15 protein-coding genes are annotated in these 17,756 nt (G+C 56.9%); 8 read left to right on the top strand and 7 right to left on the bottom strand.

Going from position 1 to position 17,756, the window contains the following annotated elements; all coding sequences use genetic code 11:
- The first annotated feature begins 188 nt into the window (after positions 1–188).
- Entirely contained in the window at positions 189–902 is a 714-nt protein-coding gene (locus PSTU_RS0106570) for a 4'-phosphopantetheinyl transferase family protein (protein ID WP_019340246.1), read from the top strand.
- A gap of 141 nt (positions 903–1,043) precedes the next feature.
- On the opposite strand, the gene PSTU_RS0106565 is transcribed toward PSTU_RS0106570, so the two are convergent.
- From PSTU_RS0106565 to PSTU_RS0106555, 3 genes are read right to left on the bottom strand one after another with little or no spacing between them, the layout of a single operon-like run.
- Positions 1,044–2,663 carry an ATP-binding protein gene (locus PSTU_RS0106565; protein ID WP_019340245.1) on the bottom strand — a complete coding sequence of 540 codons (1,620 nt, stop codon included), beginning with the start codon at positions 2,661–2,663 and terminating at the stop codon, positions 1,044–1,046.
- On the bottom strand, positions 2,660–3,382 hold the full coding sequence (locus PSTU_RS0106560; RefSeq protein ID WP_019340244.1) for a response regulator: 723 nt from the start codon (positions 3,380–3,382) through the stop codon (positions 2,660–2,662). Before PSTU_RS0106560 ends, PSTU_RS0106565 begins: the two co-directional genes overlap by 4 nt.
- 36 nt (positions 3,383–3,418) lie before the next feature.
- A complete protein-coding gene (locus PSTU_RS0106555; protein ID WP_157999797.1) occupies positions 3,419–4,390 on the bottom strand; it encodes a diguanylate cyclase in 972 nt (323 codons plus the stop codon).
- A 983-nt stretch (positions 4,391–5,373) separates the two neighbouring features.
- Here PSTU_RS0106555 and PSTU_RS0106550 point away from each other — a divergent pair.
- The 7 genes from PSTU_RS0106550 (at position 5,374) to PSTU_RS0106520 (ending at position 14,943) form a co-directional block, all read left to right on the top strand.
- Positions 5,374–8,268: a ribonucleoside-diphosphate reductase subunit alpha gene (locus PSTU_RS0106550; RefSeq protein ID WP_019340242.1), complete on the top strand. Its 2,895-nt coding sequence runs from the start codon at positions 5,374–5,376 to the stop codon at positions 8,266–8,268.
- 585 nt (positions 8,269–8,853) lie between these two features.
- Positions 8,854–10,101: a ribonucleotide-diphosphate reductase subunit beta gene (locus PSTU_RS0106545; protein WP_019340241.1), complete on the top strand. Its 1,248-nt coding sequence runs from the start codon at positions 8,854–8,856 to the stop codon at positions 10,099–10,101.
- A 62-nt stretch (positions 10,102–10,163) separates the two neighbouring features.
- Complete coding sequence (locus PSTU_RS0106540) at positions 10,164–10,745, top strand: hypothetical protein (RefSeq protein ID WP_019340240.1); 582 nt, start codon at positions 10,164–10,166, stop codon at positions 10,743–10,745.
- Positions 10,746–10,756: 11 nt separating this feature from the next.
- Complete coding sequence (locus PSTU_RS0106535) at positions 10,757–11,497, top strand: DUF4145 domain-containing protein (protein WP_019340239.1); 741 nt, start codon at positions 10,757–10,759, stop codon at positions 11,495–11,497.
- A gap of 172 nt (positions 11,498–11,669) precedes the next feature.
- Positions 11,670–12,158, top strand: coding sequence for an REP-associated tyrosine transposase (locus PSTU_RS0106530; RefSeq protein WP_019340238.1), 489 nt, complete (start codon positions 11,670–11,672; stop codon positions 12,156–12,158).
- 1,136 nt (positions 12,159–13,294) lie between these two features.
- Complete coding sequence (locus PSTU_RS0106525; protein ID WP_029404645.1) at positions 13,295–14,557, top strand: hypothetical protein; 1,263 nt, start codon at positions 13,295–13,297, stop codon at positions 14,555–14,557.
- Positions 14,554–14,943 (top strand): hypothetical protein, encoded by a 390-nt coding sequence (locus PSTU_RS0106520; protein WP_019340237.1) that lies wholly within the window; start codon positions 14,554–14,556, stop codon positions 14,941–14,943. Before PSTU_RS0106525 ends, PSTU_RS0106520 begins: the two co-directional genes overlap by 4 nt.
- Positions 14,944–15,462: 519 nt before the next feature.
- Here PSTU_RS0106520 and PSTU_RS0106515 read toward each other — a convergent pair.
- The 4 genes from PSTU_RS0106515 to PSTU_RS21980 all read right to left on the bottom strand — a co-directional run bounded on the left by PSTU_RS0106515 (position 15,463) and on the right by PSTU_RS21980 (position 17,665).
- Positions 15,463–15,978, bottom strand: a complete 516-nt coding sequence (locus PSTU_RS0106515; protein ID WP_019340236.1) for an acyloxyacyl hydrolase — start codon at positions 15,976–15,978, stop codon at positions 15,463–15,465.
- 207 nt (positions 15,979–16,185) lie between these two features.
- Positions 16,186–16,455, bottom strand: coding sequence for a DUF2790 domain-containing protein (locus PSTU_RS0106510; protein ID WP_019340235.1), 270 nt, complete (start codon positions 16,453–16,455; stop codon positions 16,186–16,188).
- 142 nt (positions 16,456–16,597) lie between these two features.
- A complete protein-coding gene (locus tag PSTU_RS0106505; protein WP_141566883.1) occupies positions 16,598–17,032 on the bottom strand; it encodes a hypothetical protein in 435 nt (144 codons plus the stop codon).
- 447 nt (positions 17,033–17,479) lie between these two features.
- Entirely contained in the window at positions 17,480–17,665 is a 186-nt protein-coding gene (locus tag PSTU_RS21980; protein WP_019340233.1) for a hypothetical protein, read from the bottom strand.
- Between the last annotated feature and the right edge of the window lie 91 nt (positions 17,666–17,756).

Genomic DNA, 17,756 nt, shown 5'->3' with positions numbered 1-17,756 from the left:
GTAGTGCAAGGCGGCCGGTTGATCATCCCCGCCGGCGCGCCCCGGTTCGCGAGCAAAGCTCGCTCCTACGAAAAGCTGCACGGCGCTTACCGAAGGTAGGAGCGAGCTTGCTCGCGAACAGACGCCATGACTGAAGAAGCCCGTCGCCGAGACTGCGTCAGGCCCGGTAGTGAGGCAAACTAACGCCCATGACTTCGATTCTTTATCACCCGACCTGCTGCTCGCCCCTGAGCGATCGCTGGCCGCTGCCGCTCGCCTTGCGAGGCGTGCAGTTGATCAGCACCCGCTTCGACCCCGTTCTGCTCGACCCCGAGGACTTCACCCGTTGCGGCGTGCCGGGCATGAGCGCCGTAAGCAAGCGCCAGACCGAATTCCTCGCCGGTCGTCTCTGTGCCCACGAAGCCTTGCGCCGGGTAACCGGCGCACCCTGCATCCCGACCGTGAACGAGGACCGCTCGCCCTGCTGGCCTGTTGGGGTGGTTGGCTCCATCACCCATGGTGCCGGCTGGGCTGCGACCGTTGTGGCGCGTCGTGAGCAGTGGCGCGGCATCGGGTTGGATGTAGAGAAGCAAATTCCCGTTGCACGCGCGGACCGTCTGGTTGCTGAAATCCTCACGCCGCGCGAGCTGGGAGATTACGCCGCACTCAACGAGGCCCAGCGCCGGCTGCGCGTCACCCTGACCTTCTCCATCAAGGAAAGCCTGTTCAAGGCACTCTATCCGCTGGTGAACAAGCGCTTCTATTTTCAGGACGCCGAGCTGATCCATCACGACAGCAGCGGCTACGCTCGCCTGCGCCTGCTCACCGATCTATCGGAAGAATGGAAGACCGGCGCCGAGTTGGATGGCCAGTTCGTGCAGTTCGAGGATTACCTGCTGAGCCTGGTCGCCATTACGGCCTGATTGCGTTTGAGCTCGATGAATGGGTGCGCCGATGGGTCGATGGGTTTCACCCACCCATATGCAGGGCAATCGCGGCCTTGGCGGCTCGAGAGTTGCTTACATGGATGGGTGCAACCCATCGCTGCAAAGCCCTAGCGCCGATCACTGCGCTGGGAGGCGCGACCCCGTCTGCCTTCGCGGCCAGACCAGACTGAAACGTGCGCCGCCCAGCTCGCTGTGCCCGATCTGCGAACGACCACCGTGCCAATAGGTAATCCGCCGGACGATGGATAGCCCCAGCCCGTGCCCGCCGGACGCACGCGTGCGGCTGTCGTCAAGGCGTAGAAACGGCTCGAAGATTTTCTCCCACGCCTCCTCAGGCACGCCAGGACCATCATCGTCGACCACCAGTTGCGCCCGCTCGGCATCGATGACGAAGCTGACCTGAACCCGCGTTTCTGCATGGCGCATGGCGTTGCTGATCAGGTTGCTCAAGGCGCGACGCAGGTAGTGCGGCTCGGCATCGGCCACACTGCTACCGTCAGGGGCTGAGTTGGAGAGCCCGCGCTCGACCCGCACCGTCGGGCGCAACGGCGCCAGCTCGCCGATGACCTGATCGACCAGCGCGCTCAGATTCACTTGCTGAAACCTCAGCTCCGGCGAACCGCGTTCGAGGCGCGTATAGACCAGCATTTCATCCACCAGACGATCCAGATCGTCGATGTCACCGTCCATGTCGTCCAGATAGCGATTCCGCGCTTCGGGTGTCTGCGCCGAACCGGCCATCTCCAGGCCGAATCGTAACCGGGCGACCGGTGTTCGCAACTCATGGGCCACCGCGCTGACCATTTCCCGCTGCACTGCCAGCAAGCGCTGCAGATGGCTTGCCATGCCATTGAAAGCCTTGGCTAGACGGCCCACCGAATCTGTCCCGGCATCCGGCACGCGCGCGTCCAGCTGGCCGGTCGCGATGCGCGTGGCAGCGCGCTCGACGCCTCGCAGGCGCCGCTCCAGCTGGCGCACCAGCAGATACACCGTCAATCCGATCAGCGACAGGCCCAGCACACCGATGAATATCAGCAGCTCCGGTGGATAGGGATTGAGTTGGCGCAGCGGCCCCAGCGACATGATCCAGGGCGTTCCGGCAATCGCGGCGAACACCCGGATGGCCTCGCCGCCGTTGACCAGCGCCATAACCGTGTCGCCTTCATCCAGCCGGCGGCGCTGATCGTCATCGAGACTGGCGCTGTCGCGGGTCAGCAGTTCCAGTGGATAGCCGAAACCACGCGCCGTCTTCAGTTCGGCCAGGCGCTGGGGTTGTTCGGCTTCGGGATACCGAATCAGCTCGTCGATCAGCAGGTAGATGGTCGCGCGTGCCAGCTGTTCGCTGAGTTGCTCGACCTCGCCGGTCAGCGCCAGACGGTCATCGGCGCTGACCAGGGAATAGATCGTCACGCTGCCGGGACGGACCTGCTCCACCAGAACCTGGCCGCGCAGCAGTCGGGCCTCCAGGCCGCTTTCAAGCCGGATGTCTTCCAGGGTTCGCACGCGCAAGGGGATACCCAGCAGTCGCCCCCAGAGGTTCGCCGCCTGACGCCGCTCGATGGGCGTCATGCTGCTCATGTTGTGCGCCATCAGACGAAAGGTGCCGGCTGCCAGCGCCTCGCGATGATGATCCGCCCGTACCTGATTGAGCAGATGCAGACCACCGGCGCCCAACAGCCCGACCAGCACCAACACGGCGAGCATGCCGCCGTAGATGCGCAGGAAGATCGAATTCACTGCAGCGCTTCAGCCGCTTCGGAGACGAATAGATAGCCTTTGCCACGCACGGTCTTGATCAGGCGCGGGTGATCGGGGTCGTCACCGATCTTTGGACGGATGCGTGAAATGCGCACGTCGATGGAGCGATCCTGGCCGTCGTATTCGATCCCGCGCAGTTCGGTGAAAATATGTTCACGGGACATGATGCGTCCGGGATTGGAGGTCAGCAGCCAGAGCAGGTCGAACTCGGCGCCAGTCAGTTCGATGCCTTCGCCTCGCAGCCAAGCCTCGCGCAGCGCATGATCGACCACCAACGGCCCGTACTGGATACGCTTGCTGGGAGCAGGCGCCGTTTCGCCGCCCTCACGCCGCCGCAGTAGCGCGCGGATACGCGCCAGCAATACCCGCGGCCGCACCGGCTTACAAACGTAATCGTCTGCACCAATCTCCAGGCCGAGCACTTGATCGAGATCGTCCGCGCGGGCGGTGAGCATCAGGATCGGGCCGTCATAACGGTCACGCACCTTGCGGCAGATGGACAGGCCGTCTTCGCCTGGCAGCATCAGATCGAGTACGACCAGATCGGGTCGCTCATTGATGATCCGCTCGGCTGCCTGAGCACCGTCCGCTTCGATCGTCACCTGCAAGCCATTGCTTTCGAGATATTCCCGGGTCAGCTCGGCCAACCGCTGGTCGTCTTCGACAATGAGAATTCGCCAAGCTTCTTGATCCGTCATGCGCCCTCCTTACAGGCCATCGGGCGCATTGTAGCGTCAGGCTGCAGCCACATGGCAGCGGTTGCGACCGCCCCGCTTGGCAGCATACAGGGCGTCATCGGCGCGCCGTATCAGGTCGGCACTGGGCGAGTCGCCAAGGGGACGGGCGACAGCAGCACCGATGCTGGCGGTGACGCAGGATTGATCACCGATAGCGGTATGTGGAATCGCCAGGCCCTCGATCGCGGTGCGCACCCGCTCCGCCACACGCCGCGCGGTCGGCAGATCCGTCTCAGGCAATAGCACGACGAATTCCTCACCACCCAGTCGCGCCACCAGATCCTTCTTTCGCACCTGTTTATCGAGGATCGCGGCGACCCGCTGCAAACAAACGTCACCCATCTGGTGGCCGAACGTATCGTTGTAGGATTTGAAATGGTCGATATCAATCATCAGCAACCCCACCTCATCTCCGGTCGTTCCGGCTTCCCGCCAGATCGTCTCGAAAACCTGCTCGAACCGGCGGCGGTTCGCTAGCTGGGTCAGCGGGTCGGTCTGGGATATATGCGTCAGAGTGAGGTTGTCCTCGCGCATGGCATCGGTGCGTAACTGCTCACGCAAGAGGAACAGATACGCACGTCGATCGGTCACCTCGAATCTGAGATTCGCGATCAGCGTGAAAACCACCGTCGCCGTCGCAAGCACCAGCGAAAACAGCTGCGCATCAACGCCCAATGTAGAGGAAGACAGTACGTACCCCGCCATCACCAGCAGGCCGGCCACCGAGGCGGCGAGCGCGTACTTGAAGCGCAGCGCGATGACAATGTTCCCGGCCAGCAGAATCAGATCGAAGGAGAACGGGTCGAACATGTCGACTGGCGAGGTGGTGATACGGAAAATCTGCCCCGAAACCGCCATTGCCATCACCACTAGGCAGGCCATCAGCCCCTCCCTCCACCGCGCCGTCACGCCCCGATGAATCAACAGCAAGGAGAAGAGGCCGACGGGCGTCATCAGGCCCAGACGCAACAGCAAAATTTCAGCGAAATTTGCCTGTCGCATCGCGTAGTCGCCGATGAGAAACGCATTGAAGATGCACAGGGACACCAACCCAGTAAGCACAAACATCCGCGCCCGTCCTGCGCCGGTATCGGATTCGAATCGTTGCTCCAGGTCCGGGCTAAAGCGTAAGCGCGTTCTACACAGATTGGACTCGATCTGTCGTAACAGATCGTCGGTGGTCGGCGGAGTCGTTCGGGGCGCGTTCATGATGTGGCTCGCTGAGCTCGACTGATATCAGGTGGCCATTATTCGCGATCTTGTAGGGATGCTACGTTGCCTGTCGTCGGAAAACTGCTGAAAGCCATAATTTAGGCGGAAAAACAAACACTACATGTAGTGTCGTCACGAAATTAATTCAACCTGCATTTTTGTGCTCAGAGGGCGACGAAGCACCAACGCCTTGAGCCGTCTGGACCTCAGCTTTTAACCCACAATCCGCCCACATGTTATCCACAGGTTGTTCATTTAGAGCACCTTGCGTTGCTCGTGAAGCGCAACTATCGTGTCGATCCTGGCGGGCAAAACCCCTATATGTGGGGCCTATACGATCACGCAGACACAACTGCAGAAAAAAGCAAGCAGAATAGTTTTTCCCGTTTCTTGCAGCGCTGAGAACCCCTGCTCGGCCAATGCGGCACCCCTGCGAAGCCCGGCGTACCGAGCTCATCGTTGATTTCGGTCAAGCCTATACCTAGCACGCCCGCCAAGCGCATCACACTACATGTTGTGTTTTGAGGTTGTGATCCGCACAGCGGCTGACTATGCTTCGGCACATGCGATTCGGTACCTCCTGGTGCCGAATCGTTTCCCGTTTTGGTAACCCATGCCCAGTTCGTTGGGGATGGTTGATGCAATAGCGATACAGCGATACGCAACACCCGATCAGCGCCGTCCACGAAGATGGCCCGACACCTTACGTGCTACCGAGACAGAGAGAATCCGGAGACCCCATGCAGAACGAGTCCATTCGCGAGAACCCGCAGGCAGCCGACAGCACGCTGGACCTGGCCGCCACGGCGCCGGGCCAGCTGCGCGTGATCAAGCGCAACGGTACAGTCGTCCCCTACACCGATGACAAGATCACCGTCGCCATCACCAAAGCGTTTCTCGCAGTGGAAGGCAACAATGCCTCCGCCTCCTCGCGCATCCATGACACCGTGGCCCGCCTGACCGAACAGGTCACCGCCACCTTCAAGCGCCGCATGCCCTCCGGCGGCACCATCCATATCGAAGAAATCCAGGACCAGGTCGAACTGGCCCTGATGCGTTCCGGCGAGCAGAAAGTTGCCCGCGACTACGTGATCTACCGTGAATCGCGCAGCCAGGAGCGCAAGCGCGGCGCCGTCGAAGCCCGGGTCGATGCCCATCCGAGCATTCGTATCAAGCGTGCCGACGGTAGCCTGTCGCCGCTGGACCTGGGCCGTCTGAACACCATCATCACCGAAGCCTGCGAAGGCCTCGAAGAAGTCGATGGCGCGCTGATCCAGAAAGAAACCCTGAAAAACCTCTACGACGGCGTTGAACAGACCGACGTCAACACCGCCCTGGTGATGACCGCCCGTACTCTGGTCGAGCGTGAGCCGAACTACTCCTACGTCACTGCCCGCCTGCTGATGGACACCCTGCGCGCCGAAGCCCTGAGCTTCCTGGAAGTCGCCGAGTCGGCCACGCACCACGAAATGGCCGACCTCTACGCCAAGGCGCTTCCCGCTTATGTGGCCAAAGGTGTGGAGTTCGAACTGCTCGACCCGCGCCTGAAGGAATTCGACCTGGCCAAGCTGGGCGCCGCGATCAACCATGAGCAGGACCAGCAGTTCACCTACCTCGGCCTGCAGACCCTCTATGACCGCTACTTCATCCACAAGGATGGCGTGCGTTTCGAGCTGCCGCAGATCTTCTTCATGCGCGTCGCCATGGGCCTGGCCATCGAGGAAGAACAGCGCGAAGCCCGCGCCATCGAGTTCTACAACCTGCTGTCGTCCTTCGACTACATGGCCTCCACGCCGACCCTGTTCAACGCCGGCACCCTGCGTCCGCAGCTGTCCTCCTGCTACCTGACCACCGTGCCGGACGACCTGGGCGGCATCTACGACGCCATCCGCGATAACGCCCTGCTCTCCAAGTTCGCCGGCGGCCTGGGCAACGACTGGACCCCGGTCCGTGCACTCGGCGCCTATATCAAAGGCACCAACGGCAAATCCCAGGGCGTCGTGCCCTTCCTGAAAGTGGTCAACGACACCGCGGTGGCGGTCAACCAGGGCGGCAAGCGCAAGGGCGCGGTCTGCGCCTATTTAGAAACCTGGCACCTGGACATCGAGGAGTTCCTCGAGCTGCGCAAGAACACCGGTGACGACCGTCGCCGTACCCACGACATGAACACCGCCAACTGGATTCCGGACCTGTTCATGAAGCGCGTCTTCGACGACGGCAAGTGGACCCTGTTCTCGCCGAGCGAAGTACCCGACCTGCACGACCTCACCGGCAAGGCCTTCGAGGAGCGCTACGAGTACTACGAGGCCCTGATCGAATACGGCAAGATCAAGAACTACAAGACCCTGCAGGCCAAAGACCTGTGGCGCAAGATGCTGTCCATGCTGTTCGAAACCGGCCACCCATGGCTGACCTTCAAGGACCCGTGCAACCTGCGCAGCCCGCAACAGCACGTCGGCGTGGTGCACAGCTCCAACCTCTGCACCGAGATCACGCTGAACACCAACAAGGACGAGATCGCCGTCTGCAACCTGGGCTCGATCAACCTGCCGCGCCACATCGTCGACGGCAAGCTCGACACCGCCAAGCTGGAGCGCACCGTGCGCACCGCCGTGCGGATGCTCGATAACGTCATCGACATCAACTACTACTCCGTGCCGCAGGCGAAGAACTCCAACTTCAAGCACCGCCCGGTGGGCCTGGGCATCATGGGCTTCCAGGACGCGCTGTACCTGCAGCACATCCCCTACGGTTCCGATGCCGCCATCGACTTCGCCGACAAGTCCATGGAAGCGGTCAGCTACTTCGCCATCCAGGCCTCCTGCGACCTGGCCGACGAGCGTGGCGCCTACGAAACCTTCCAGGGTTCGCTGTGGAGCCAGGGCATCCTGCCGCTGGACTCGCAGCAGATCCTTATCGAAGCGCGTGGCCAGAAGTACATCGACGTCGACCTGACCGAGTCCCTGGACTGGGCCCCGGTCCGTGCCCGCGTCAAGAACGGCATCCGTAACTCCAACATCATGGCCATCGCGCCGACCGCAACCATCGCCAACATCACCGGCGTGTCGCAGTCCATCGAGCCGACCTACCAGAACCTGTACGTAAAATCGAACCTCTCGGGCGAATTCACCGTGATTAACCCCTACCTGGTTCGCGACCTCAAGGCGCGCGGCCTGTGGGACGCGGTCATGATCAACGACCTCAAGTACTACGACGGTTCGGTACAGCAGATCGAGCGCATCCCGCAGGAGTTGAAAGACCTCTACGCGACCGCCTTCGAAGTGGAAACCAAGTGGATCGTCGACGCCGCCAGCCGCCGCCAGAAGTGGATCGACCAGGCCCAGTCGCTGAACCTCTACATTGCCGGCGCCTCGGGCAAGAAGCTGGACGTGACCTACCGCATGGCCTGGTACCGTGGCCTGAAAACCACCTACTACCTCCGTGCCCTGGCCGCGACCAGCACCGAGAAGTCCACCGTCAATACCGGCAAGCTCAACGCCGTGTCCAGCGGTGGCAACAGCGGCGCCAGCGCTGCTCCGGCCAAAGCGGCGCCAGCACCAGAAATGGCAGCCGGCCCAGCACCGGTGCCAAAGGCGTGCGCGATTGATGAACCAGATTGCGAAGCCTGCCAATAAGTAAGTAGTTGAAAGTCGCGGTCCCCAGAGCGGACCGCGCGTTGTTGCCGGGCAGGCCGGCCCCCATCACGTACATGCGTACGCTCAGGGGCTCCGACCCGCCCGGCGCCTAGCGCTGCCTCGCTCTGGAAACCGCTTGCACCGAGTGGCTGCTGATCAAGCAAAGCGACGACAAGCGTCCGACTCACTAAATGATTAGTTAGATGTAGTAGCGACGAGCGCTTGCTTGCAAGTAGGCCTAGCCGGCACAGCTGGCAATTTGAGCAACGGACCGGATGCCACCTCAAATCCAGTCCCCTCGCCCCTATGGGGAGAGGGTTAGGGTGAGGGGGCGACCTACCAGACAACACATAGGCCGGGCCCAAACCCCCGACCACCCCTCGCCCCACCCGGGAGAGGGCCAAGGTGAGGGGCAACCCCACCAGACAACATCAAGGCCGGGCCCAAACCCCGACCTAATACAGAACACCCGGGACCAGGGCACCACCACCCTCCCCCAACCAAACACCCGCTTTTGCGTGCACACACAAAAGCCCAGAACATTCCCGACCGGCCACAACCGGTCCCCAATCAGGAGAAACCACCATGCTGAGCTGGGACGAATTCAACGAAGAAGAGACCACCACTGCCGCGCCGGCCGCCGCTACCGCACAGCCCACGCAACAGAACACCGCCAAGCTGGATAACGAAGCCGCCGGCTCCGTCGAAGAAGCCCGCGCCGTAGCCTCTGACGACTCCGCGGCCGTCGCCCGCGCCAAGAAGGCCCTGGACGACCTCGACATCCAGGAAGGCCTGGACGAACTCGAAGGCGAATCCGCCCGCGTTCACGTCGGCGACAAGCAGATGATCAACGCCCGCGCCGACCTCAACCAGCTCGTCCCCTTCAAGTACGACTGGGCCTGGCAGAAGTATCTGGATGGTTGCGCCAACCACTGGATGCCGCAGGAAGTGAACATGAACGCCGACATCGCCCTGTGGAAGACGCCGGACGGCCTCTCCGAGGACGAGCGTCGCATCGTCAAGCGCAACCTCGGCTTCTTCTCCACCGCCGACAGCCTGGTCGCCAACAACCTCGTGCTGGCCGTGTACCGCCTGATCACCAACCCCGAGTGCCGCCAGTACATCCTGCGCCAGGCCTTCGAAGAGGCGATCCACACCCACGCCTACCAGTACTGCATCGAATCGCTGGGCATGGACGAAGGCGAGATCTTCAACATGTACCACGAGATCCCGAGCGTCGCGAAGAAGGCCTCCTGGGGCCTCAAGTACACCCGCTCGATCTCCAACCCCGAGTTCAACACCGGCACCGTCGAGACCGACAAAGAGTTCCTGCGCAACCTCATCGCCTACTACTGCGTACTCGAAGGCATCTTCTTCTACTGCGGCTTCACCCAGATCCTCTCCATGGGGCGTCGCAACAAGATGACCGGCACCGCCGAGCAGTTCCAATACATCCTGCGCGACGAATCCATGCACCTGAACTTCGGCATCGACGTGATCAACCAGATCAAGATCGAAAACCCACACCTGTGGGATGCCGCCATGAAGGACGAAGCGACCCAGATGATCCTCCAGGGCACCCAACTGGAAATCGAATACGCCCGCGACACCATGCCCCGCGGCGTCCTCGGCATGAACGCCTCGATGATGGAGGACTACCTCAAGTTCATCGCCAACCGTCGTCTGACGCAGATTGGTCTGAAGGAAGAGTACCCGGGCACCACCAACCCGTTCCCGTGGATGAGCGAGATCATGGACCTCAAGAAAGAGAAGAATTTCTTTGAGACGCGGGTGATTGAGTATCAGACGGGTGGGGCTTTGAGTTGGGATTAAGTAACGAAGACGGGCCAATTGACCGAGAGCCTTGTACCTAGCATTTACTGAGGGAATAGCAAGTGAGTAGTAACGAAGCCAGGTTTCATCTTTCTATCCGTGACGGAATCTTTGAGATTACTGGTTCCGAAGGGTTCGTCTCGGAGCAAATTAATAGCTTCAAAGAAGCGATCTTGGACACTTTGACGAGAAGAACGGTTGACGCCCCCATCGTTGGGCATCAACCGTCGCCCGCGCTCCCCCAAATTCTGCTAGAGGCGCCAGCAGAGGAAGAGCCTGCATCCGCGAATTCATCAGATACGTACAATCGGGTTCTTCATATGGAGGGCGATCAGGTCAGGGTGCTTAAACGGATCCCCGGCGGCACTCTTGCGAAAAAAACAGTTAATGCTGCACTGGTCTACCTTTGGGGAAAACGGTCTCTAGGCATTAACGAAGTACCCATGCAAGAAATCAGACAGCTTTGCCAAGAACAAAGCTGTCTTGACGCTTCAAACTTTGCCGGAATCCTTAAAAACGCAAAGGAATTTATTCTTCTGGATGGAAAAAAAGGTTCCGCATCCAAAACATGCAAGCTGACTATTCCAGGGGTAGAAGAGGCTGGAAAACTGCTAGCACAGCTGAATGGAAAGTCCAACGAATAGGAACCTAGCCCTTGAAGCTAGAAGTTTTCGCCAATATCGCAAAATTGAACGACAGAACCGAGCTTGAGAAAGCTGAATATCTCGCTTTCTACTTCTCGGAAAACAAGGATCAATCTGAGATCGAAGCAAAAGATCTTAGCGCAGTATTGACTGCGCTAGGCTTTGCTCGACCAAACTCAAGCCGTCTACTATCGAAGATCAGAAAATCACGGTCCTTTGTTAAAGGAACTCAAGAAAACTCTTTTCGCCTAGCCCCTAAAAGACGAAGCGAAATAAAGCTTGAGATTCCAGACATCACAGACATTGAAGAAATTATTTCTGACGACTCGATCCTTCCAGAAATACTTTTCACCAACACCAAAAGACCCTACTTGATAAAGATTGCTCAACAAATAAACTCATGCTACGAAAACAATTTATTTGACGCATGCTCCCTCATGATGAGGCGCCTGTTAGAAATACTACTAATTCATTGCTTCGAAGAAACCGGGCTAGGCGAACAAGCCAAAGACCAAGAAGGCAATTACAACAACCTGAAAACACTAATCAACAAAGCAACATCAAGAAAAGAAATTGGCCTATCTCCAGAATCAAAGAAAGAAATTGACTCCTACCGGGAACTCGGCAACCTATCAGCGCATCGCATAAAATATAACTGCCGAAAAAGCGATATCAAGAACGTTCGCATAATCTATCGAGCGCTAATTGAAGAGCTTTTATACATAGCAAAATTAACTCAACACCCGCTGTAGCGAGGTAGCCTGGAAGTAACGCGTGGAAAAGGCTTCGCCGTTTTCCACCCTACCTACGGCAACGTCGATGCGTCGGCGGTGCGGGCGGGTGAGATGACGTAGGGTGGATAACGCTTTGCTTATCCACCGATACGGACTTTCCGCCCACACAAACGCTCAAGGATGAGCCGCCATGTCCCGCTACCGCCGCGCCCAAGTACCGGGCGCCACGTATTTCTTCACGGTCAATCTGCTGAACCGCCGAAGCGACCTGCTGGTCCGCCATGTCGACCTGCTGCGCGAGACGGTGCGAGCCACACGCTCACGCCACCCCTTCCACATCGATGCCTGGGTCGTTCTGCCTGATCACATGCACTGCGTCTGGACGCTACCCGACGGCGACGCTGATTTCGCGCTGCGCTGGAAAGTCATCAAGTTCGCTTTCGCCCGGCGGCTGCTAAAGACTGAAGTACTGACGGCAACCCAGCGCTCCCGTGGCGAGCGTGGTATCTGGCAACGGCGCTACTGGGAGCACCTGATTCGAGATGAACGGGATTACCGACATCACGTCGACTACGTGCATCGCAATCCGTTAAAGCACGGTTTGGTGGAGCGTGTCGTGGATTGGGCTTATTCAAGTTTTCATCGGGCGATCGGAGCTGGGGTCTACCCAGCGAGGTAGCCTGAAAAATGAAGCGTGGAAAAGGCTTCGCCGTTTTCCACCTCTACTTGCTCACATTTTCCTCGCCCCGACTGGCAGGTTTCCGCGAGACCGTACGAGCCACCCGAGAAAAGGGACAAATTTGTTTTCTTGTCCCCCGCCTGCTTGCATTCGCCACCGGCCTTGGTCGGCCTCAGGTCTCGTCTTGCACGGCGAGCCGCCAACCTCAGCGGACCGCCTCATAAGCGAACTTCTCTTAAACCGATAATTTCCGAATTGAACTTGAATAAAATTTTGATGTACGTTAAAAATTAACGTACATCACTCTGACTAACTAAGACATTTAAGATAACGCACGAAATGAACAAATCAGCAACCATAGCGACGGTTAGCATTTCCGTTTTCGCACTTGCAGTCTCGGCATGGCAAGGTTATGCGTCACGGGAGCATAATCGTCTCTCCGTAAAACCATACGTTCAAAGCACGCCTTACCTCGAAGGGCCTAACAAGCGAAATGGGATATATATTTCAAACTACGGCCTTGGGCCTGCAATACTAAATAAAGCAACAATAAACATAGACGGAACGTCCCACCTATTATCCAAGGATATATGGGAACAGGTATTTAAACCTATAGGAATCGATGACTTGTGCTTTTCCAAGTCATGGGTTCCGCGAGGCTCAGTCATACCCATAAACAAAGAGATTCATCTAATAAAACTAACATCAGCCGAATCATCACGCTGCCTATTAGAAGTAGCCAAATTTCTGAGCGAGCACGATCTGTCTCTTACGCTGGAATACGCTTCAATGTACAACGAGAAGATTACTACAAAGAACAGCTTCAATATGAAAAGCTTTGGAAGAGATCTTTCTCGAGCGACACGTAGCACCGGACATAATTAAAATTGTCCAGATTTATTTTCTAGTCCTTCGCTGGGCCGCCTCCACACACTTTCGTCAGCATTGACGACAGGCTTCGCCTTGCACGGTGTGCGAAGTGGCCAGGAAGAAACGACAGTGATACCGGCCAGTAGTGACTCCGAACGGAAAACCACTGGCCGCACCAGACGCAACTTTCGTGAACAGGAGCTGGTTAGCAAAGGACTTCAAACAGATAGACTGCCCCCGATTCAACAGCACAAGGAAGATTTTTCATGGGGACGGATACCCTCAAAGACGCGGCCTACCCGTTCGATCAGGGATGGGATCTGGACACTGGCTGGAAGCCTGACAGCACCGGCAGCCGCGATTCAAGTTGGTTACCTGATCATGGCTGGGGCCACCAGACCGAGTTGCCGAAGCCCAAGCCAGGTAACGGCGGCGCCTCCTTTGCCGCCTGGGAGCAGAAGGTCGAAACCACTCCAGAGCTTTCGGACTGGCCCCCACCCGATATGCTCAAGCTTCCCGAGGCCCTTCCGCCCGGGTTCTACCGAGTGCCGCGCAGCATGTCCGGCGAGCAGGTGCTTGCCAGGCTATTCGCCGACGCGCCGCACAAACATCTAGTGAATCGCATCAAGGCGCTAAATCCGACCTTTGCGAAGGGCTTCAAAGCCGGGGAAATGTTTGTTCTCGGCAACCTGATCAATCCAGCCGCTTGCTCACGTGAAGAAGCTGACCTGATGGCAGCAGCAGCGAAGGTGCGTACAGCTCTTGAACCCTTGAGCGAGAGCGAAGCCAATTTCATGGCCGATCATCAAGCCGAAATCGCTTTGATGGTCGGCGGCGCAAGCGGGTCGCTTGGGCTCGGCACCGACGTGCTCGGGAATGGTTTAAAGCAAATCGAGAGCACACTGCGCGATATCGAATACCTTCATCAGCGCGAGTTCGCAGCGCATGGTCATCTGCGCAGCCAGCAGTTCTTCACGTCCCGCCAACAGCTGTACCGCCAGCTCGACAACCAGTTGAAGGCGACCTTCCTCGGCAAGCAACTGGGGCTGGGCAACTACCCAACCCTGCGCCAGGATCTCGGTATCTCCACCCGTAGTTTGGTGCACCATTGGAGCAAGGGCGGCGCGCCTGGCCAGATACCTGGCTACGCCACCCATATGGATAAAATTGCCAAGGCGGCGAAGTACTTGAAGTATGGAAGCTATATCGGCATTGCACTGGGCGGTACCGCCTCTACATTGAAAGTCCAAGAGGTTTGTCAGGCAGGCGAAACCCGGGCGTGTCAGAAGATTAGATTTACCGAGACGGGTAACTTTGCTGGCGCGCTGGGTGGTGGGGCGCTAGCTGGGGCGATTGCTAGTCCTGCAGCGGGTTCGATTTGTGTCGCTCTCGGAGTAGCAACAGGCGGGCTAGGCAGTGTTGCCTGCGGTCTGATAGTGGTAGGCGGGGCTTCGGTTGCTGGCGGGGCCGGTGGTGCCGCAGGTGGTGAGTGGATGGGAGAATTCTTGTACAGGCAGACTAACCCATGACTGAGTTCTGGAATTCTTGGTGGGCTTTCGCTTTTATGCTGGCCCCTTTCGCAATTGGGTTCTCCGGCCTGCTCATGATTATTGTCATGGCTTACCGAGATCTCGACACGATTCTCCACACGTTTCCAAACAGCGAATATGTAATTAGGCAGAAAATGCTTTGGGGTGATAGCGGCCTCTACTCCCGTTTTATTCTAACCAGTAGTTTGGCAGCCGTAGGCTTGTTCCCAAAAGGTCACATAAACCGCGGAGAGCTTTTGGAGAGTGAAGTTCGCAATTTACCCCGCCGTCTTAAACGCCGCATGGTCATGGCCTGGTGGCTATGCTTTGCCGGCATGGCCTGGCTGCTTTTGGCAGTAGGCCTGCTAAAACTCACGGCAGCTTGAATACGAGATCAGCATCAACACCCTCATGCCGATGGCCCAGCATTGCCTTACATAGCCGACTCTTCACTTACTAATCGAAAAATGCGTCAGTGCTGGCGATTAGTCAAAGGAATGGTGCGGTGGGCAGACGTAGCGATCTCGAATGTAGTTGGATAATCCAGCCAGGAAAAGGCTTGGCCGTCCACAGACTATCCGCTGGGTGCGGTCAACCGTATAACCTCCGAGCAGCCTATCCAGAACCGTATGCATCATGGCGAGAAACAGACCGCAGGTTTATCCACCCGTCGCCTGGTCGGTTCAAGACTCGGCGCTGTGTAACCGCTGCGCTATTGGCAATACGGTTTTGCATGCCGGTAGCGGCTTGGCGCTTCGATCGCCATCAAGGCTGACTTGAGCGAGTGATGCAAAGTTGGCGGCACCGATCTGTGAATATCTCCGGGATCTTTGGTGCCGCTATAGAAAATCCATCCAGCCTAGAGGCGTCAATAAGTTAGGAATTAACCTGACTTTATAAACGCATCAGAACGAATCACGGTAATGAATTGCGTAACTCTCAATTCCATCGTTTGGATTCTTAATACCTGCGTTCGAATAGTGAATCGCCCGCAAGCCTATCTCATGGCCACCAGCGAAACGAAGGCCGGCGCCGATGCGGTCTTCGAACTGGAAAGAAGATCCTAGGCCATTGTTTTCGATTTCTGTATTTTCGAATACCGCGATACCAACCGCCGCTTCGAGATAGGGCTTGGCTGACGCACCGTTGAATTCGTACACGAATACCGGTGCCAGTGAGATGCTGTGGTTGTTGGAGATCCGGTCTCCCTCCCAGTACGTAAACCCTGCATCCCAGTATCCCTTTAACCTACCGACTTCTGTCTGAAACCAGCTGCGCTCGAACTCCTTTTGAATACCGAATCGGTAAGTTGTCGTTGACTCACCGGTGCGCCCAACAGCAGCGGTAAAATCTAAAGCGTATGTAGCAACCGGCATAAGCACAGCCGTCGCAACCGCGGCGAAATAGGCCCATCTTTTCATTTTGGCTTCCTGGAAATACGGATTATCTCGGCGCCAGGTAACGAGAACCCAGCGCCGTTAAACGGAGTGGAATAACAAGCTGGAATGGATAAAAACACTACAGACATGGTCGTACAGAGAAAGCCAAAAAGATGGCTAAGGCACATGTACTAAACAGTTCTTAAAAAATGGAAAACCTAGGGCGCTTGGATTGGCCCGAGGATCGTCCTAGTGCCCTCTGCTGCAAGCGTCTGAAAGAGCCTTGTATTTAACCGTTTGGATTTTTCCAGACGAATCTGTGTACTTCATTATGTGATCTATTGGCTTGCAGGTACGACCTTCTTCAATTGAAGATATGGACAGGACGTTCTGAATATCCAGACTGGCGTCATAGGTATAGATTGTCGGAGCATTTTCAGCGAGCGCATCTAGAGATAAGAGCAAGCCAAGGCTGGCGAAAATAAGGTTTGCTGGTTTACTAACTTTCTTGCTGGTCATATTTCTATTCCTAGTTACTAAATAATTGCTAGACATCTTCAGGCGCGGCCTCAGCAAACTATAAAATTAGCAAGCGACATGGCGATATTCGCACTCCTGAAGCACTATTAAAGCTAGAAGTAGTCAGCCGAATAAATTTCGATCAATAAATAACCTCGGTCACCCCCTTTTGTAGACTTGCAGATAAATTTTTGGAACACGCGACCATTCGGTCTACTAAGCGGCCTTGGTCACGAAGAGCGGCTCTTTGATACACTGCGTACCTGGTGTCGTCTTGCAAGATATAAAATTCAACAAGTCTTGATGGGCCTGCATCGCCAGGCGAATCGGCATAAATGTTGGACTCGTCGTCTCTTCTTATTACAAAGAACTCGAACCCTTTATTAACATCGAATTTTATACAGTCGTAGAATTCCGCCTCCTGTTTCTGGGTTATTTCGAGGTGTCCATCGCGCCACTGCCTCATTTCCGGGTTTTGCGCGCAGCCGGTTAGCAGCGAGACCGAAACAAGCAAAGCCCACACAATTAACAATGAAGAGAAACATTTACCGAGCGCACGATTTTTAATAGTTCTCACAATCGCTTCCCCTGACGATAATCATTGCAAACAGCCGCAGAAAGGCGCGCCCAACACTTTTCACAACCGAGCGAGAGATTTCGCTATTAATGGCCAGCAAAGATCAGAGGGCTTACGGGTCTAAACAACAGAAAACGAAGTTGTCCTTACACTATTTGTAAGCGTTAACCACTTTACCCTTTCAAGCTAAAGTTTTATCGATAACCGGCTATTATGCGATTACAGGAATTAGTGGATCTTCTCCTGCCCATGCTGCATGTCGATTATTCGTGTATAGACGACCATAATCGTCGCACTCGCCTGGAATGTATTCGGCCAATGATCCCGCGTACGCTGACAGTCCAGACTACGGTAGCCGCAGCTATATGTTCGCCATTTGCCAGGATCACACCCGCTTATCTGCAGAAGGCGACAAGGTTGTTCAGGCGCCACTCCAAACCCTGCTCTTCACTTAGGGAAACAATCGACGCCCGCGATCAAGGTCACGTCGACAGCGGCTAAGAACTCGTCCGGCGGCGCCATGACCAGAACTTCGACGTCATCGCGGTCGTGTTCTTCCAACATACGAGCGGCGCCAAGCGCACTCCTCATGCCGCTGAACCATGCACCAACGATGAGAATGCGCTGCTTCATCTGAACCTTTCCTGAATTACAAAGCGGGTGCTCACCAGACCTGTAGGCCGACAGCGGCTATTAAGCGCTGAAATGAGCGAGCCGCCTCAAT

It is taken from the genome of Stutzerimonas stutzeri SDM-LAC, assembly GCF_000235745.1.
Taxonomy (GTDB): domain Bacteria; phylum Pseudomonadota; class Gammaproteobacteria; order Pseudomonadales; family Pseudomonadaceae; genus Stutzerimonas; species Stutzerimonas stutzeri_H.
The sequence above is the reverse complement of the archived record's forward strand: the minus strand, read 5'-3'. Positions and strand labels throughout refer to the sequence as shown.